Origin of the sequence: Chromohalobacter marismortui (assembly GCF_004364315.1) — a bacterium.
Lineage (GTDB): Bacteria > Pseudomonadota > Gammaproteobacteria > Pseudomonadales > Halomonadaceae > Chromohalobacter > Chromohalobacter marismortui.
The window spans coordinates 45,996-63,393 of the sequence record NZ_SOBR01000010.1; the positions used below are offsets into that span (position 1 = coordinate 45,996).

Consider the following 17,398-nt stretch of genomic DNA (forward strand, 5'->3'; position numbering starts at 1 on the left):
TTGCGGAGTACGGGGCCTGGAACATACCGCCGACGAGACCGCTTTACGGCTTCATGTCCTCGAAGAACTTCTTCACGCCGTCGAAGAAGCTGGTCTTCTTCGGCGAGTGGTGGCTGTTGCTGCCGTCCAGACTTTCCTGGAAGCGACGCAGCAAGTCCTTCTGCTCGTCGCTCAAGTCGACCGGCGTTTCGACCACCACCTTGCACAGCAGGTCGCCCGGCGGGCCACCGCGCACCGGTTTGACGCCCTTGCCCTTGAGCCGGAACATCTTGCCGGTTTGCGTTTCCGGCGGAATCTTCAACTTGACACGGCCATCCAGGGTCGGCACTTCCAGCTCACCGCCCAGGGTCGCGTCGATGAAGTTGATCGGCACGTCACATTGCAGATGGCGACCGTCACGCTCGAAGATCGGGTGCGGCTTGATCGCCGCCTGGACGTAAAGATCCCCCGGCGGGCCACCGTTGAGTCCCGCCTCGCCTTCATTATTGAGACGAATGCGGTCACCGGTATCGACGCCGGCGGGAATCTTCACGGACAGGGTCCGCGTTTCACGCACGCGCCCTTCGCCGTGGCACTTACCGCACGGCACCTTGATGCTCTGGCCGGCACCATGACAGGTCGGGCAGGTCTGCTGCACGGCAAAGAAGCCCTGCTGCATGCGCACCTGACCCTGACCATGACAAGTCGGGCAGGTTTCCTTGGTGGACCCCGGCTCGGCACCATCGCCATCGCAGTGCTCACACACGATATGACGCGGCACGCGGATATCGACCGACGTGCCGGCGACGGCTTCCTCGAGATCGAGCTCGAGGTTGTAACGCAGATCGGCACCACGTTGCGGGGCGTTGGGGTTGCGGCGCCCACCGCCACCGAAGATATCGCCGAACACATCGCCGAAGATATCGCTGAAGCCGCCCGCACCGGCGCCACCGCCAAAGCCGCCGCCACCGAAACCGCCGCCCTGGCCATCGACGCCGGCATGACCGAACTGGTCATAGGCACTGCGCTTTTCTTCATCGGCGAGGACTTCATACGCCTCGGAGACCTCGCGGAATTTTTCCGCCGAGGTATCATCATCCGGATTGCGATCCGGATGGTACTTCTGGGCGAGTCGACGGTAAGCCTTCTTGATCTCTTTCTGATCGGCTCCCCGGTCGATGCCCAGTACTTCGTAATAATCACGCTTTGACATGGATGGTCCGCCTCCGTGTCGGCGCTGCGCAAACAGCAGCGCGGGAGAATACCCCCCGCGCTGCCGTCATGCGAGCATCAGACGTCGTGGTTACTGCTTTTTCTGGTCGTCGTTGACTTCCTCGTACTCGGCGTCAACCACATCGTCTTCTTTCTTCTGCGCGCCATCACTGGCTTGCTGCTCGCCGCCCTCGGCGCTGGCGTCGCCCTGTTCGGCGTACATCTTCTGCGCCAGGTTGCCGGAGGCCTCGGTCAGCGCATCGAGCTTGGCCTGGATATGCTCCTGGTCATCGCCCTTGGTGGCTTCCTCGAGCTCGCTGATCGCGGTCTCGATCTGCTCTTTCTCGCTGGCCTCGACCTTGTCGCCGGCTTCCTCGAGAGTCTTGCGCGCGGCGTGGATCATGCCATCGGCCTGGTTACGCAGCTGCACCAGTTCCTCGAACTTCTTGTCCTCGGCTTCGTGCGCCTCGGCATCCTTGACCATCTGATCGATCTCCTCGTCGGAGAGACCGCCGGAGGCCTTGATGACGATGGACTGTTCCTTGCCAGTCGCCTTGTCCTTGGCGGAGACGTTGAGGATGCCGTTGGCGTCGAGGTCGAACGCCACCTCGATCTGCGGCACGCCGCGCGGCGCCGGCGGAATGTCAGCCAGGTCGAAGCGACCCAGCGACTTGTTGCCGCCCGACTGCTTGCGCTCGCCCTGCAGCACGTGAATGGTCACGGCCGTCTGATTGTCATCCGCGGTCGAGAAGGTCTGGGTCTTCTTGGTCGGGATGGTGGTGTTCTTCTCGATCAACGGCGTCATCACGCCACCCAGGGTTTCGATACCCAAGGTCAGCGGCGTGACGTCGAGCAGCAGCACGTCCTTGACGTCGCCACCCAGCACGCCGCCCTGGATCGCCGCGCCCACGGCCACGGCTTCGTCCGGGTTGACGTCCTTGCGGGCATCCTTGCCGAAGAAGTCAGCCACCTTGGACTGCACAAGCGGCATGCGCGTCTGGCCGCCGACCAGGATCACATCGTCGATCTCGGACGCGGACAGGCCGGCATCGCTCAGTGCGGTCTTGCACGGCCCCAGCGACTGCTTGACCAGTTCTTCGACCAGTGACTCGAGCTTGGCCCGGGTGATCTTGACGTTGAGGTGCTTGGGCCCGGTGTTGTCCGCCGTGATGTACGGCAGGTTGACTTCGGTCTGCTGCGCGGCGGACAGCTCGATCTTGGCCTTCTCGGCAGCTTCCTTGAGACGCTGCATGGCCAGGCTGTCGCCGGACAGGTCGATACCGGAATCGCTCTTGAACTGCTGCACGAGGTAGTCGATCAGCTTGAGGTCGAAGTCCTCGCCACCCAGGAAGGTGTCACCATTGGTGGCCAGCACCTCGAACTGCGTCTCGCCGTCGACATCGGCCACTTCGATGATCGAGATATCGAAGGTACCGCCGCCCAGGTCATAGACCGCGATGGTCTTGTCGCCACGCGCCTTGTCCATGCCATAGGCCAGCGCAGCCGCCGTCGGCTCGTTGATGATGCGCTTGACTTCGAGGCCGGCGATGCGTCCGGCATCCTTGGTCGCCTGGCGCTGGCTATCGTTGAAGTACGCCGGCACCGTGATCACCGCTTCGGTGACTTCTTCACCAAGATAGTCCTCAGCGGTCTTCTTCATCTTCTTCAGCACTTCCGCGCTGACCTGCGGCGGTGCCAGCTTGCTGCCCTTGACCTCGACCCAAGCATCGCCATTGTCGGCCTCGGTGATGGCATAGGGCACCATCTTGATGTCCTTCTGGACGACATCGTCCTTGAACTTGCGGCCGATCAGGCGCTTGATCGCATACAGCGTGTTGCTGGGGTTGGTCACGGCCTGACGCTTGGCGGCTTGGCCGACCAGCGTCTCACCATCGTCGGTGTAGGCGATGATGGAGGGCGTGGTGCGTGCCCCTTCTGCGTTTTCGATCACCTTCGCGTCGCCGCCGTCCAAGATGGCAACACAGGAGTTGGTGGTCCCCAAATCAATACCGATGATGCGTCCCATTGGAATACCTCAAAATCGTTGCTTGACTGTTTCGTCTTCGTCGGCGGCTTCGCCGCCTCGTTGTTCGTCTATTTGGGGGGTGGGGTCACGCCTTTCAAGGGTGTCGGCGTCACATCACGCCCCTGCCACATCAATTGGCGGCTTGGCTGACGACCACCATCGCCGGACGTACCAGACGTCCATTCAACAGATACCCTTTCTGCATGACCTCGATCACGGTATTGGGCTCAACCTCGGGGTTGGGCACCATGGTCATGGCTTCATGCACTTGTGGGTCGAACGGCTCGCCTTGCGGATCGACGGCTTCCACGCCGAATTTGCTCAGTACATCGAGCTGCAATTTCAGGGTCATCGACACACCCTCACGATGCACCTCGCTGGCACCTTCCTGCATCGACTCCAGTGCCTTTTCCAGGCTGTCGACGACCGGCAGCAACTCATTGACGAACTTCTCGAGCGCGAACTTGCGTGCCTTTTCGACATCCTGCTCGGCACGGCGACGCACGTTCTGAGCCTCTGCGGCGGCGCGTGCCGTCTGGTCCTTGGCATCCGCCAAGGCTTGCTCCAACTCTTCGACGCGTGCGGCCAGCGCATCGGCTTCCGGATTCTCGAGAGCGTCGGCATCGGCCTCGCTGGCCTCGACATCCTCGACGACGCCTTCGAGGTCGGCGTCATCGCCAGTGGCGTCATCCGGCTGGGGTTCGGCATCGCGATCGGCTCGAACCAACTCTTCGTCGGTGGGGGTCTGCGGGTCTTTGGCCATAAGTTTCTCCTGACAGCTGGCGCGGCCCGAAGCCGCATCTAATGAGCGATTGCCTCCTATATGGGGATGCGGTGAACGATCTCAAGCCACTCTTATCGCTTGCGACGACTGGCAATTGAAGCCCCATCCCAACTACTGTATAAACACACAGAGATCAGCTTCGTTTCCGACGCCCGGAGGTTTTCATGCTGATACAGCTTGCCATTCGCGACTACGCCATCGTCGAGCGCCTCGATCTGGACCTGCACGACGGTATGACGGCCATCACCGGCGAGACCGGCGCCGGCAAATCGATCATGCTCGGCGCCTTGGGCTTATGCCTGGGAGAGCGCGCCGACGCCGGTAGCGTGCGTCATGGCTGCGAGCGCGCGGACATCAGCGCACGCTTCGATATCGCCCGACTCACCGCTGCTCGCGCCTGGCTCACCGAGCGTGAGCTGGCGCATGACGAATGCCTGCTCCGGCGTGTCGTCACCGCGTCGGGGCGCTCCAAGGCCTGGATCAACGGCCAACCGGTCACGGTGAGCGACCTGAAAGCGCTCGGCGAGCATCTCATCGAGGTCCACAGCCAACACGCCCATCAAGCGCTCTTGCGCGAAGAAACGCATCTGCGCCTGCTCGACAGCTACGCCGGGCAGACCGAGGCCGTCGCCACCCTTGGCGAGCACTTTCATCACTGGCGCGCACGCCGACGGCGGCTACGTGATCTGCAAGAAAGCGGCGACGAGGTGCAGGCACGGCGTCAGCTATTGCGTTATCAAGTCGAGGAGCTCGATCAACTGGCGCTCGAAGAGGGGGAACTGGATACCCTGGAGGACGAGCAGACCCAACTGGCCAACCTCGAGGAAGTCCTGGGCGACGCGCAGTTCGCCGCCGACTGTTGCGATCAGGACGAGCACGGTGCGCGCGCATTGCTGCACCATGCCACCGCACGCCTGGGGAATGCCCCCGAACAGACTCGTCAGCAACTGGCGGATGCGCTGGGCATGCTGAACGAGGCGCAAATCCAGATCGAGGAGGCGGCGCGCGAGCTGCATCGCTTCGTCGACACCACCGAGCTCGATCCGCAGCGCCTGGCGGAGGTCGAAGCTCGTCTCGGCGAAGTACATCGCATCGCGCGCAAGCATCATGTCCTGCCCGAGGAGCTGCGCGACCTGCATCAGCGTTTGAGCGACGAGCTGGCCAGCCTGGAAGGCGATGAGCATGACCTCGAGGCGCTCGCCGAAGACGCCGAGCGGGCGCGCGACACTTACCGAGAACAAGCGCGGTCGATCAGTGAGGCGCGTCTCGAGGCGGCGCGCGACTTCGGCGAGGCCGTACAGGCGCAACTGGCCTTCCTGGGATTGGGCAAGGCAACCTTCGAGGTCGCCGTTGCGCCCCGCGAAACGCCCCAAGCCGAAGGGCTCGACCAGGTACGCTTCATGATCAGCGCCAACCCCGGCCAGCCATCACGCCCGCTGAACAAGGTCGCCTCAGGCGGCGAGCTGTCGCGTATCAGCCTCGCAATCCAGGTCGTCGCCGCACAGCACAGCACGGCGCCCAGCATGGTCTTCGACGAAGTCGATGTCGGCGTGTCGGGGGCCATCGCGGAAATCGTCGGCCAGTTGCTGCGACGCCTCGGTGCCCAAGGGCAGATCCTGACCGTGACGCACCTGCCGCAAGTCGCCGCCCAGGCGCATCATCATCTACATATCGAAAAGCGTGCCGAGCAAGACACGACACTCACGCACATGGCACTGCTCGACGATGCCGGGCGCGTGCGTGAACTGGCCCGCATGCTCGGCGGCGTCAAGCTCTCCGACCGCACTCTGGCGCACGCCCGCGAAATGCTCGACGCCAGCCAGCACGCGCAACACTGAACGTACCGGGCTGGCGTTCTTGGATACATCGTCGCGTGATATCGGGAGGGGCATGAAACGACACAACCGGCCATGAAGGCCGGTTGCATCATCGCGACATGCTGACTGCTCGGGGTTACTTCTTGCCGGGCCCTGAGCCTTCCTGGCGCGTCACGCTGGACCCCTTGGGGCGCACGTACAACACCAGCGCATGATCGACGAGTTCGAAGCCATGCTCTTCGGCGATCTCGCGTTGACGCCGCTCGATGGTATCGTCGAAGAACTCGATGATCTCGCCACTTTCCAGGCACACCATATGATCGTGGTGTTCTTCCTGCGACAGCTCGAACACGGCGTGCCCGCCATCGAAGTTGTGGCGAATGACCAACCCCGCCGTCTCGAACTGCGTCAAGACACGATATACGGTTGCCAGACCGACATCATCACCTGCGTCGAGCAAAGCCTTATAGACGTCTTCGGCGCTCAGATGATGTTGGTCCTGCGTGCTTTCGAGAATTTGCAGGATCTTGACGCGCGGCAGGGTGACTTTTAGCCCTGCCTTGCGCAGTTCATGGTTCTGATCGGCCATGGTTGCGGTTGCTCTTCGCAGTATCGTGGTAGGTCAGGTATGATCAACCCAGGCAACGATAGTGAATGATAGGCGCAAATGCAAAACCTGATTAAAACAGTCACCTTCTCCGTCGCCCTGGCGCTCGTCAGCGGCTGCAGCTACGTCGGCGTTTACAAGCGCGACCTGGTTCAGGGCAATCTTATCACTCAGGACATGGTCTCGCAGCTCGAGACCGGCATGACCAAGGAGCAGGTTCGCTATGTCATGGGCAGTCCCCTACTCAAAGGCCCGTTCAACGAGGACCGCTGGGACTATGTCTTCTACCTCGACGAGGCCTATGACGATGTAGAAGAAAAGCGTGTCACGCTGACCTTCCAGAACGACCGCTTGACCGACATCGAGCGTGAAGGCGATCTTGAAGATGATGTCGCCCTCTCCAACCAAGGCGGTCCCGGCCCCGCCGTGGAAGGTTCCGGCGCCGGCAGCAGCACTGCAGCCGCCGGCCCCGGCTATGGCCCCGTGGAATAACCGCCTCGTTCAGTCGCCTCCCCGAGCCCGCGCCAAGCGCGCTTGCTTGGGGTCGACAACCAACGGGCGGTAGACCTCGACGCGATCTCCCTGCTCCAACACTCGATGGTCAGGCGCCTTGAGCGCCTGGCCGAAAATCCCCAGCGGCGCCCGCTCGAAGAAAGCGGCGTCTCGCTCGGGGAAAAGAGACGGCAGTTCCGCCTCTCTCACGGCGTCACGTGCCGACGTCCCCGGCGCCACCGCCAATGCCACCACCCGCTGACGGTGTGGCTCGGCATAAGCGACCTCGATCATGATACGAGAGGCTGGCATGTCATTGGGCGCCATAAAGCGCATCCGCACGCCGCGTGAAGGCATCGACCAACTGGCCGGCGACTTGCTGGAACAGCTTGCCGAACGCCACGCCCAACAGGCGATTGGAAAACTCGAATTCCATCTCCAGGCTCACGCGGCACGCCGACTCGCCCATCGGCGTGAACAACCAGCGCCCACTGAGACGCTTGAAAGGCCCCCGATCGAGCGATAGATCGATCCGCTCATGAGGGTAAAGCTCATTACGTGTGGCCAGGGTCTGCTCCACGCCCCCCTTGGCCAGTGTCATCTCTCCTATCAGGTAGCGCCCTTCTTCGTGCTCGATGACCCGTGCGCGGCGACATCCCGGCAAGAATTCAGGGTAACTCTCGAAATCATTGACCAGATCGAACATCGCCTTGCAGGAATGTCTCACCAAGGCAGACCGGTTGACCGTAGGCATTCACCACTCCGCTGACTTTGTTGCGCCGTGCGCGTATGATGGAAGGTTAACGTCAAGGCCTTGAATGATATCACGCCTTCCCCCATTTCATGGGGCTAGCGGATTCGGCGCATAGTAATGTAGAGGTTCCATGGCCAAGAAAAAAGGCAACATAGGCTCGAGCACCATCGCGCAAAACAAGAAGGCTCGCTTCGAATACCATATCGACGAGACCTTCGAGGCCGGCTTGTCGCTGGCCGGGTGGGAAGTCAAGAGCTTGCGCGCCGGCAAGGCGCAGCTCACCGACACCTACATCCTGATCAAGAATGGCGAGGCATGGCTGCTGGGCAGTCATATCACGCCACTCAATACCGTCAGTACGCATGTGGTGGCGGATCCTTCGCGTACACGCAAGTTATTGCTGCACCGCAAGGAAATCGCCAAGATCTTCTCGCGCACCCAGGACAAGGGGCATACCTGCGTGCCGCTGAAACTGTACTGGAAGAAAAACCTCGTCAAATGCGAGCTCGCGCTGGTACGCGGCAAGAAGATGCACGACAAGCGCGCCACGGAAAAGGCCCGCGACTGGGATCGCGAAAAGGCCCGCATCATGCGTGCCCACTGACGATTTTCGCCAATGAGGTTGAACTGGCCTCGAACGGTCCCCATCTGTTAGACTGTAAGACGCTTTACGGGGGCGACATGGCTTCGACGCCGGTGACAATCCCTGAGGTGCATGCCGAGAGCGTAACGTATCTCGTAAATCCAACGTTACGATAAAATAGTCGCAAACGACGACAACTACGCTCAGGGCGCGCTGGCAGCGTAACAACTGCTAGCTTCTAGTCCGGCCCGGAGGTGATGTGCCCATTCATCACCGATGGGATACGAGCTCAGACTGATGGGATCGCGGCTGGCTTTGTCCTCGCGTCAGCCGCTAAAACTTAGAGGAATCGCGTCGCTGGATCCTGCCCGTCGGAGCCAGAGGCGCTAAATCAAAAGACGGACCTAAGCATGTAGAGCCGATGGGTGAGTGCCGGCGGACGGGGGTTCAATTCCCCCCGCCTCCACCAAACACCGAAAAAGCCAACCTCTAGGGGTTGGCTTTTTTCGTTACCAGGGCCGAGTAACCCTGAGCTTGATCAGAGGGACTTACGACGCCGGCAGCCACTCCTGGACCAGATCCTGGTTGTCCTCCACCCACTGCTTGGCGTTCTCGTAGGGGTCGGAGTCCTCCTCCTGATTCATCAGCATGACTTCGCCCATGTCTTCGGCGGTCCACTCGAAGGCATCCAGAATGGCGTAGGCTTCCGGCATGTCCTCCTTGAGCCCCTGACGAACGATGGTATGGATCTGCTCGGCACCGCCATAGACGTTCTTGGGGTCGTCCAGGTACTTGAGATCCCAGCGCGTGAACATCCAGTGCGGCGTCCAACCGGTCACGGCGATCTCTTCATCGTTGGCAATGGCGCTTTTCAGCGCCGCTGTCATGGTCGCGCCGCTGCCGCTTTGCAAACTTAGATCGAGATCGTACTCCTCGATGACCTTGTCGGTGAGGCGCATGATCCCGGCACCCGGGTCGATACCGGTGATCTTGTTGTCGAAGTCACCGGCATGCGCATTGAGATCCGCAATCGAATCGACCTCGCTATAGGCCGGCACCACCAGCCCCAGTTTGGTGCCATCCAGGTTGACGCCCGTATCGACCAGTTGATCCTTGAGTTGAGCGTAGTAATCCTCATGCGTGGTCGGGAGCCAACCGGCCAGCAGTGCATCGGTGTCTCCAGTCGCCACGGACTGCCACATTGCGGCTGCCGACAGCGAGGACGTCTCGACGTCGTAACCGGCTTGTTCGAGCACAGCCCGCATCACGTTGGTAGACGCCACGGTAGAAGACCATTCGACATACGCCAGATTGATGGTGCCTTTGTCCTGGGCCTGCGCAGTGGTGGCCGCCAAGCCGGCACCGGCCATCAAGGCCAAACCGGCGAGATACATCGAACGCTGAGCCATGGGGAAATGCCTTTATTGGAAGTGTGCTTCAAGCATGCCGAGAAGGAGGAAACGTTGCAAACCTGTGTCCGGGCCATGCAAGGGCCGAATACAACGATGCCACTCCCCGGGCCGAAGAGTGGCATCGCATGCGCACGCCGGCGACTCGCTACCCCACCCGCTTCTCGTGTGACACGGCGCCACGCGGCGCCGTGGCTCCATGAACAGCCGACATCGCGCGCTCCAGATCATCGCTTTTGCATTTGAAGGCGTGACATTCCGCGCAGCGGATGTCATCGAGCTGCTCGTCGCCGGTGGGGATGACGAAGCGCTCCCCATGGCAAACGTTGCAACGCAGATCGAGTGTCACTTTCAGCATGTCCCTGTCCTCCTTGACCGTTGCTCTTCACATGTCAGCCGGGGCATCACGCCCGCATACCCATGTGTCTTGCCATGGCGCGCGTCTTGAGGCAGGCCTCGTCCAGGGGTGGCAAGTAATCAACCGCGCGCTGCGCCAGTCCCAGACATGTATCGATGAATTCATCACACTCGATGCATGTCACTTCGTCCCACTCGAAGGCGGTATCCGGGGTGTTCAATGCGCGACTCCCGCAACGCGGGCAGATCATATCGTTGGTCATGTGTCACCCTCCTTGGTTAGACACGTCACTGCAGTACTGGCCAACAATGGCCATGTATAAATAAAGTGCCAGATATCATCGACTCGTACAAGGATGGTACAAAAAAGTAAGAAGCCGTTATCATGATACTAGCGACGGTTCATTGCCCTTTCGTGATACGGTGCCGACGAAACGCTGTTTGCTTCCCTCGACGCTCGTCAATGAGCCGCCTAGTGTTAGTATTGATAAGCAAATTCATCATAAATGATGTGGCTTAGTTAGCCACTTTCTGCACAAGGAGGTCAATGCGTGCCGACTCTACGTCTCGATACGTGGCTCAGCCGTTGGTTGTTGCTGTGTCTGCTCTTCGTGATGGCGCCGGCCGTGGCTCAGCAGAGCACACCAGCCGCTGACGCCGACGCCCCCGCCTATTCGACGCTGGCCGATATGCTCGAGAACGAGAAGACGCGCCAGACGATCATTGATCAGTTGCGTGCCCAAGCGGCCCAGGAAAACACTCTGGACGCCGCAGGCGCTTCTTCTGCCGCAGCCATCGCCGACGATGCCCCCAGCGACCAGACGGCCGCAGAGGTTTCTTTCCCCCGCCGACTGGCCGACGCGACCAGCCATATCGCGGCGAACCTGGGGGGCCAGCTCAAGAGCCTGAGCGCAGCTCTGGTCGGCTTGTTCAGCACTCGCGATGCCGGCGCCAGCGGTCCGAGCTTCGATACCGGGACCTTCCTGATCGCCACCCTCAACTTCGCGTTGGTGGTCATCGGTGCCTTCGTGGCGCTGTTCGTCCTACGCCGTCTCGCGTCCCCCTTGTTCGGCAAGCTCGGTCAGTGGTCGTCCCAGCGTGCCGAGAAAAGTGCCTTGCTACGAACCGTTGTCGCGGTCGTGCTAGCGGCCCTCGTGGATATCGTGGTCGTCGTGCTGGCGTATGTAGCGGGCAACCTGCTGGCGACGTTCGCTATCGGCGAAGCGGGCAACATGGCAACGCGCTTTTCGCTGTTCCTGAACGCCTTCTTGATGATCGAGCTGTTCAAGGCCGCGCTGCGCATGTTGTTCTCATCGCATTACGAGGGGTTGCGCCTGATGCCCATTGCCTCGCCGCAGGCCTCTTACTGCAACCGCTTCCTCGCACGTCTGGCCGGCTTCATCGGCTACGGCATGCTGGTGGTCGTGCCCATCATCAATTTCAACCTGTCGCCGGCACTCGGCCAGGGACTCGGCACGCTGATCATGCTGCTGGCATTGATCTACGCCACGACGGTGATCCTCAAGCATCGCGTGACACTGCGCGATGTCCTGATGCAGCGCGCCGAAAACGCCGACATGAGTGCCTCGCGCTTCGCGCTGCGTCTGCTGGGGCGTATCTGGCATGTGCTGGCCCTGGCCTACGCACTGGTGGTGTTCGCCGTCACCGTGCTGCATCCGGAGACTGCATTGCCCTACGTGCTGCTGGCCACGCTCAAGACGGTCATCACCGTGGGCATCGGCATGCTGGTATCGGGCGTGCTGACCCAGTTGATTGGCCGTCGCATTCGCCTGAGCGGCGATATTCAGCGTCGTCTGCCACTGCTGGAAACACGCCTCAATGCCTACGTACCGACCGCTCTCAAGGTAATTCGGGCCATCATCCTGATCGTCGTGGCGATGTTCGTGCTCAGTGCCTGGCAGGTGTTTGATCTTGCCGCCTGGTATGCGTCCGAGGCTGGCGCGAACACCGTCGGCACCACGCTGAACGTGATCATCATTCTGCTGGTCGCTATCGCCGCGTGGATTGGACTCGCCAGCCTGATCGAGCACCGTCTGAACGCAGATGCCGGTACAGGTGAGCCCTCGGCCCGCGCCAAGACACTCCTCTCGCTGTTCCGCAATGCATTGGCGATCGCCTTGATCACCATGACGGCAATGATCATATTGGCCGAGATCGGCATCAATATCGGTCCGCTGATCGCCGGTGCCGGGGTCCTCGGTCTGGCCATCGGCTTCGGTTCGCAAAAGCTGGTGCAGGACGTCATCACCGGGGTCTTCATCCAGTTGGAAAACGCCATGAACACCGGCGACGTCGTCACCGTGGGCGGCACCACCGGTACGGCAGAACGCATCAGCATTCGCTCTGTGGGGATCCGCGATTTGTCGGGGACCTACCACATCGTGCCGTTCTCCTCGGTGGATACCGTCTCCAACTACATGCGTGAATTCGGTAACCATGTCGGCGAATACGGCATTGCCTACCGCGAGAGCATCGATGATGCCATCGAACAGCTGCAGGTGGCCTTCGACGCCCTCAAGGAAAGCGAGCACGGCCACAAGCTGCTCGAACCGCTCAGCGTGGCAGGCGTCACCGCCCTGGCCGACAGCTCGGTCAACATTCGCGTAATCATCAAGACCACGCCGGGCGACCAGTGGGCCGTGGGCCGTGCCTACAACCGCCTGGTCAAGCTGTACTTCGACGCTGCCGGCATCGAGATTCCGTTCCCGCACACCACGCTCTACTTCGGACAGGAGAAGGATGGCAGCGCCCCGCCCGCCAATCTGCGCATCCTGTCCCAGAAGGGCGAGGTGGTGGACAGCCAGTCGCCTTCAGGGAACGCGTCGCCTTCGCCCGATGCACCATCGGACGAGAACATCAATCCCGAGCATACCAAGCCGGACAACGACGAGACCCCGAACTGAGCTCGTTGCGCCGCCGTTCTGACGGCGGCGCCTTGACATCAAAGGGCCGCCCTGCCGGGGCGGCCCTTTTTTCGGTCACGGCCTTTCTCGGTCACGGCCGCCCTCGGGGACACCGGGGGCAGCCATGATCGCTCAACGGCTTATTGCGTCGTTACCAGCATGATCGCGCAGAGTACTGCCGTCACCCACATGGCAGGCTTGATCTCGGTCAGGCGTCCCGTGCACAGCTTGATCGCCACGAAGCTCAGAAAGGCGAAGGCGATGCCCAGCGTGATCGAATACGTCAGCGGCATGACAATGATCGCCAGAAACGCCGGGAAGGCCTGGTCCATCTTCTGCCACTCGATACGTCCCACCGGCGCCAGCATGAATACCCCGACCATCACCAGCGCCGGTGCGGTGGCGATGGCCGGCACCAATGACAGCAGTGGCGACAGGAACAGGAACGGCAGGAACAACAAACCACAGACAACGCCGACGATACCCGTGCGTCCGCCCTGGGCGACCCCCACACCGGACTCGATGAAGGTCTGCGCGGCGCTGGTCCCCAGCGGCGCGGCAATCATCGAGGCGAAGGCATCCACGGTCATCGAGCGTTTGAGGTTGCGCGGCTGCCCCTTGTCATCCTTGAGATCGGCAGCTTCCGAGAGCGCCAGGAAGCATGACAGCGCATCGAAGAAGTTGGTGAACAGCATCACGAAGATGAACGGCCAATAAGCCACCTGGAGCGCGCCCCATAGATCCACCTGCCACATGGCGCTGAAATCCGGCCATGCCGCCAGACCGCTCCAGGCCACGATCACATCCGCCCCCCAGAGGCGCCCCAGCGGTATCGCCACCAACGTGGTGATGACGATACCGAGTACCAGCGCACCGTTGACGCGCAGCGTGACCAGTATCGCGGTCAGCAGCATCCCGGCGATGAAGGTGATCAGCGCAGGCGTCAGTTCGCCCAGGGAAACCAGCGTCGCGCCATTATCGACGACGAACCCCGCATTCTTGAAGCCGATGAAGGTAATGAACAACCCGATCCCGCAGGTAATCCCGAAACGCAACGAATCGGGAATCGCCTCGACGATGGCCTTGCGCACATTGAAAAAGGCCAGCAAGGCGAACAGTACCCCGGACCAGAAGACACAGCCCAGCGCCACTTGCCACGGCAGGCCCGCGCCCTGCACCAGGGTATAGGCAAACAACGCGTTCATCCCCATGCCGGGCGCCACGAGGATAGGATTTCGTGCATACAGCCCCATCGCCAGGCTGCTCAGGAAACTGATCAGCACCGTCGCGGAAAGCCCTGCCGAGAACGGAATCCCTGCATCGCTCAAGATCGAGGGGTTGACCACGATGATGTACATCGCTGCCAGGAAGGTCGCCAGGCCGGCCAGTAATTCGGTGCGCAAGGTCGAACCATAACGGCGAATGCCGAAGTAACGCTCCAGAGTGCTGTCCTGTTGCGTCATCGATGACGTGGCAGTACGTCGATGGGGGGTCTGCGCCATGATGTGTTCCCTATGTGTATCATTGTTGTCATGAAGGAAGCCCTGACGTTACCCACACTTTGACCGACTGGACAAGAGTCTAGAAACATCAACGGCCCACAGGCCACCCCGATAAGGCACCTGCAGGCCGCAACTCGCCCTTCATGACGGACGATAAAAAAGGGCGCCCGCAGGCGCCCAGGAGAGCAAAAACCGTTCGCTAGCGTGTACGTTCGCTAGGCTGGGGTAACGCTGGCAATGAGCGATCGAGCAGCTCCACGCTCTGGCGGTAGAAGAGCTGGCTCTTCTGATGCTCGCCCAGATTGGCGTAGAGGCGCGCCAGCTCGGCACATACCACCCCGCTGGGACGCTGGCGTTGACTGGCTTCGAAGTATTCCTGCGCCTTGCCCCAATAAGCGTTGCGTAACGATAAACGCCCCAGGCTCAGTAGTAAATCGGGATCATTGGGGCGTTCCTGAAGCCATTTCTCGGCATACGCCAGCTGACGCCCGGCATCCACGTTGAGCAGACCATAACGCAGCACCAGACGCGTATCCCAGTGCTCCTTGAGGGAGTGCCGCAGCAAACGCTCGGCCATCGCTTCCTCGCCATCATTGACCAGCGCCTCGGTATACAGCACCACCAGCTCGACATCGCTGCGCAGATAGTCGGGCATATCCGCCCATAGGTTGGGCACCCGGTTGGCGTCGGCATTGGGATGACGCTGGACCGCCTGAAGGATCAGCTCACGATAGGCACGCTGTTCAAGCTCGCGACGTTCTTCTTCGGTAATCAGTTGCTGCTTGTCGAGCTTGGGTAGCAGATGGCGCAACCCTTCCCAGTCGTTGACGCTGAGGTAGGCCTGGCGCAACAGCTTGAGCACCTGCGGATGGTTGGGGAGCTGCTTTTCCAGGCGCGTCAGCGTCGCCAGCGCCTCCTCGAACTGCTGGCGATCGAGCATCAGTTGCGCCTGCACCATGCCCACCGCGTTATCGGCCCCCTCGGTGCTGTGATGGGCGCGTTTGAGCAGCGTATCGGCGTGGTCGAAACGCCCTTGGTAATGCGCCGCCAATGCGGCGGAAAGATAATTGACCAGCGGCGTGCTGGAATCGTCCGCCGCCTTGACCAAGTCTTTCTCGGCACGCTTCCAGCGACCTTCGGCCAGGGCCACCAGGCCTCTCACAGTACGCTTCATGGCATTGCGGTTACGCGTGCGACTGTTCCAGACCTTGAGTCGGCTGACCGGACGACGCAGCCGATGGAGGACGCGCAGCAGGAAATGCAGGGCCAGAAACACCGCCAGCAGTATCACCAGCCCCAGCCAGAACGACGTCTGAAGCGAGGTGTCACCCACCCGGACCAGCCAGTACCCGGGCGTCGACTGCATTAGCTGGCCGAACAGCGCCCCGACGGCCAGCCCCACGACGATGAGAAGAATCAGCTTTCTCATGCGCTGTCTCCTTCATCACCCGGTTTGGCCGCAGTCCCGTTACCGTTCTGCTGGACCGCCTCACCGCGATTGCCGCCGTTGTCCTGTAAACGCGTCTCCATGAACTTCTGGAGCGCCTGCTGGGACTTGCTGATGTCCGGCAGCTCGGGGCGAATGGTCTTGTCACGCAACGACTCGAGGCGCTCGAGCGATGCCTTCACCGCCTCCTGCTGGGTATCGTAATAGCGCTCGATCAGGGTGATGGCTTTGCCGAGGCTCGCTTGATAGAGCTTGGGCTCAGCCTTGAGCAAGGCGAGCTGGGCCTGCTCGAGCAAGAGACGCACATTCTGGCGTAGGTAGGACTCCTGCTCAGGCGTCACCAAAGCCTCCAGCGCTTCATCGTGGCGGCGTATGACGACGAGATCCTTGAGCTCGCCACCGAGCTGGGCAAGCTGTTCACGCCAGCCGCCCTTGAGCGGTGCCTGATCATCCTTTTGTGCCGCCATCTCTTCGACCTCCTGTTCGAGGGGCAGCGTCGCCAGTTGTTCCTGCTGCGCCATCAATGCCAGGTACAGTCCGGTGCGGTCCACCGTGGGCACCGAGTCCAACGCCGCCAGTTCGGACTGAATCGCCCGACGCACGGGAATCAGCGCCGGATTGTCCGCCTTGGCCAAACGTTGGTCGGCCGTCTCGAGCAGCGCCTTGGCGCCACGCACGTCACGCTCGAGGCGTAGGCGCTGATTGGCAAGCCGTAACAAGTACTCGGCCTCGGCATACAGCCATTCGCGTGGGTCGGCCTCCTGCTCCTCGGCCAATTCGGCCAGTACCTTGTCCAGGTTCGCATCAAGCTCCTTGCGGTATGCCTGGAAGTCATCGCGCAGCGACGCGAATGCCTGTTCGCGCCGATCGAGACGCTGACGCAACTTTTCGATGGCCTGGGCGTTAGCGTCAACAGTATTCGCCAACTCGGCCTGCTGGGTCTGCTGCGCCTGCAAGCGTTTCCAGCCATATCCCAGCCCCAGCACCAGGACGATCGCCACGACCACGGCAACGACCAGCGCCACGAGCGCCAAGCCACGGCCACTGCCGCTTTGCGATGTTGGCCCGGCAGGGGGCGAAGTACCATTGCCGGCACCACCAGCGTTAGCCGACGCCTGTGTCTTGGCCTGCGCGGCACTCCCCGCCTTGGGCTTGCCTGCGTCCTTGGCCGGCTTGTCCGGCGTTGCGTGCTGTGCCTTGGAGCCACCTTTAGCGGTGGACGACGAGGCGCCGCTTGCGGATGGCGTCTCGCTTGACGTGGGCGACGCCGCATCAGAGGCAGGCCGGGACGCCGCAGGGCCGGTCGTCGATGCCTTGGACGACGCAGCATCCGCCGCCTTGTCCGAGGCACCGCGCGTCTCGTCGGCTACCTGACCGTCGGCATCGACCTGGTGAGTCTCGGAGGAGACCGACGACTGAGACGTCTCATCGGTGGACGTCGACGCATAGGTGGGCGTGTTCTTGTCATCCTGATCCTGTCGTTTGCTCATGTGTCGCTAGCCTTT

Annotated in this window: 16 protein-coding genes and 1 other RNA gene; 5 read left to right on the forward strand and 12 right to left on the reverse strand. The window is 61.5% G+C overall.

All coding sequences use genetic code 11. From position 1 onward, the window contains the following. Nucleotides 1-43: 43 nt before the first annotated feature. The 3 genes from dnaJ to grpE all read right to left on the reverse strand — a co-directional run bounded on the left by dnaJ (nt 44) and on the right by grpE (nt 3,980). Nucleotides 44-1,192: a molecular chaperone DnaJ gene (gene dnaJ / locus C8E00_RS15580; RefSeq protein WP_133698438.1), complete on the reverse strand. Its 1,149-nt coding sequence runs from the start codon at nt 1,190-1,192 to the stop codon at nt 44-46. Between the two features lie 90 nt (nt 1,193-1,282). Then, entirely contained in the window at nt 1,283-3,217 is a 1,935-nt protein-coding gene (gene dnaK / locus C8E00_RS15585; RefSeq protein WP_133698439.1) for a molecular chaperone DnaK, read from the reverse strand. A 130-nt stretch (nt 3,218-3,347) separates the two neighbouring features. Continuing rightward, on the reverse strand, nt 3,348-3,980 hold the full coding sequence (gene grpE, locus C8E00_RS15590) for a nucleotide exchange factor GrpE (RefSeq protein ID WP_133698440.1): 633 nt from the start codon (nt 3,978-3,980) through the stop codon (nt 3,348-3,350). A 185-nt stretch (nt 3,981-4,165) separates the two neighbouring features. Here grpE and recN point away from each other — a divergent pair, with 185 nt between their 5' ends. Beyond that, entirely contained in the window at nt 4,166-5,839 is a 1,674-nt protein-coding gene (gene recN, locus C8E00_RS15595) for a DNA repair protein RecN (RefSeq protein WP_133698441.1), read from the forward strand. Between the two features lie 115 nt (nt 5,840-5,954). Here the strand turns inward: recN and fur are convergent, their stop codons facing one another. Continuing rightward, nucleotides 5,955-6,407 carry a ferric iron uptake transcriptional regulator gene (gene fur, locus C8E00_RS15600; protein WP_040239960.1) on the reverse strand — a complete coding sequence of 151 codons (453 nt, stop codon included), beginning with the start codon at nt 6,405-6,407 and terminating at the stop codon, nt 5,955-5,957. 78 nt (nt 6,408-6,485) lie between these two features. Here fur and C8E00_RS15605 point away from each other — a divergent pair, with 78 nt between their 5' ends. Continuing rightward, nucleotides 6,486-6,917, forward strand: coding sequence for an outer membrane protein assembly factor BamE (locus C8E00_RS15605; protein ID WP_133698442.1), 432 nt, complete (start codon nt 6,486-6,488; stop codon nt 6,915-6,917). A 9-nt stretch (nt 6,918-6,926) separates the two neighbouring features. Here C8E00_RS15605 and C8E00_RS15610 read toward each other — a convergent pair whose 3' ends face one another. Together C8E00_RS15610 and C8E00_RS15615 are read right to left on the reverse strand one after the other, a co-directional pair. Beyond that, nucleotides 6,927-7,229: an RnfH family protein gene (locus tag C8E00_RS15610; RefSeq protein WP_133698443.1), complete on the reverse strand. Its 303-nt coding sequence runs from the start codon at nt 7,227-7,229 to the stop codon at nt 6,927-6,929. A 1-nt stretch (nt 7,230) separates the two neighbouring features. Further along, nucleotides 7,231-7,671 carry a type II toxin-antitoxin system RatA family toxin gene (locus C8E00_RS15615; RefSeq protein ID WP_133698444.1) on the reverse strand — a complete coding sequence of 147 codons (441 nt, stop codon included), beginning with the start codon at nt 7,669-7,671 and terminating at the stop codon, nt 7,231-7,233. A gap of 130 nt (nt 7,672-7,801) precedes the next feature. Here C8E00_RS15615 and smpB point away from each other — a divergent pair, with 130 nt between their 5' ends. Next, a complete protein-coding gene (gene smpB / locus C8E00_RS15620; protein WP_133698445.1) occupies nt 7,802-8,275 on the forward strand; it encodes an SsrA-binding protein SmpB in 474 nt (157 codons plus the stop codon). Between the two features lie 68 nt (nt 8,276-8,343). After that, nucleotides 8,344-8,723, forward strand: a transfer-messenger RNA (tmRNA) gene (gene ssrA / locus C8E00_RS15625). Between the two features lie 79 nt (nt 8,724-8,802). On the opposite strand, the gene C8E00_RS15630 is transcribed toward ssrA, so the two are convergent. From C8E00_RS15630 to C8E00_RS15640, 3 genes are all read right to left on the reverse strand, one after another. Next, a complete protein-coding gene (locus C8E00_RS15630) occupies nt 8,803-9,663 on the reverse strand; it encodes a glycine betaine ABC transporter substrate-binding protein (RefSeq protein ID WP_133698446.1) in 861 nt (286 codons plus the stop codon). A 148-nt stretch (nt 9,664-9,811) separates the two neighbouring features. Further along, entirely contained in the window at nt 9,812-10,021 is a 210-nt protein-coding gene (locus tag C8E00_RS15635; RefSeq protein WP_133698447.1) for a hypothetical protein, read from the reverse strand. A gap of 46 nt (nt 10,022-10,067) precedes the next feature. Continuing rightward, nucleotides 10,068-10,283, reverse strand: a complete 216-nt coding sequence (locus C8E00_RS15640) for a hypothetical protein (protein ID WP_133698448.1) — start codon at nt 10,281-10,283, stop codon at nt 10,068-10,070. Nucleotides 10,284-10,571: 288 nt separating this feature from the next. Between C8E00_RS15640 and ybiO the strand changes: the two genes are divergently transcribed. Beyond that, the gene (ybiO, locus tag C8E00_RS15645) at nt 10,572-12,944 is read left to right on the forward strand and encodes a mechanosensitive channel protein (protein WP_133698449.1); all 2,373 of its coding nucleotides are present in this window, start codon (nt 10,572-10,574) and stop codon (nt 12,942-12,944) included. 140 nt (nt 12,945-13,084) lie between these two features. Here ybiO and C8E00_RS15650 read toward each other — a convergent pair whose 3' ends face one another. The 3 genes from C8E00_RS15650 to C8E00_RS15660 all read right to left on the reverse strand — a co-directional run bounded on the left by C8E00_RS15650 (nt 13,085) and on the right by C8E00_RS15660 (nt 17,383). After that, the gene (locus tag C8E00_RS15650; protein ID WP_133698450.1) at nt 13,085-14,446 is read right to left on the reverse strand and encodes an NCS2 family permease; all 1,362 of its coding nucleotides are present in this window, start codon (nt 14,444-14,446) and stop codon (nt 13,085-13,087) included. 199 nt (nt 14,447-14,645) lie between these two features. Further along, the gene (locus C8E00_RS15655) at nt 14,646-15,875 is read right to left on the reverse strand and encodes a heme biosynthesis HemY N-terminal domain-containing protein (protein WP_133698451.1); all 1,230 of its coding nucleotides are present in this window, start codon (nt 15,873-15,875) and stop codon (nt 14,646-14,648) included. Further along, nucleotides 15,872-17,383, reverse strand: a complete 1,512-nt coding sequence (locus C8E00_RS15660) for a uroporphyrinogen-III C-methyltransferase (protein ID WP_133698452.1) — start codon at nt 17,381-17,383, stop codon at nt 15,872-15,874. Before C8E00_RS15660 ends, C8E00_RS15655 begins: the two co-directional genes overlap by 4 nt. Nucleotides 17,384-17,398: the final 15 nt, after the last annotated feature.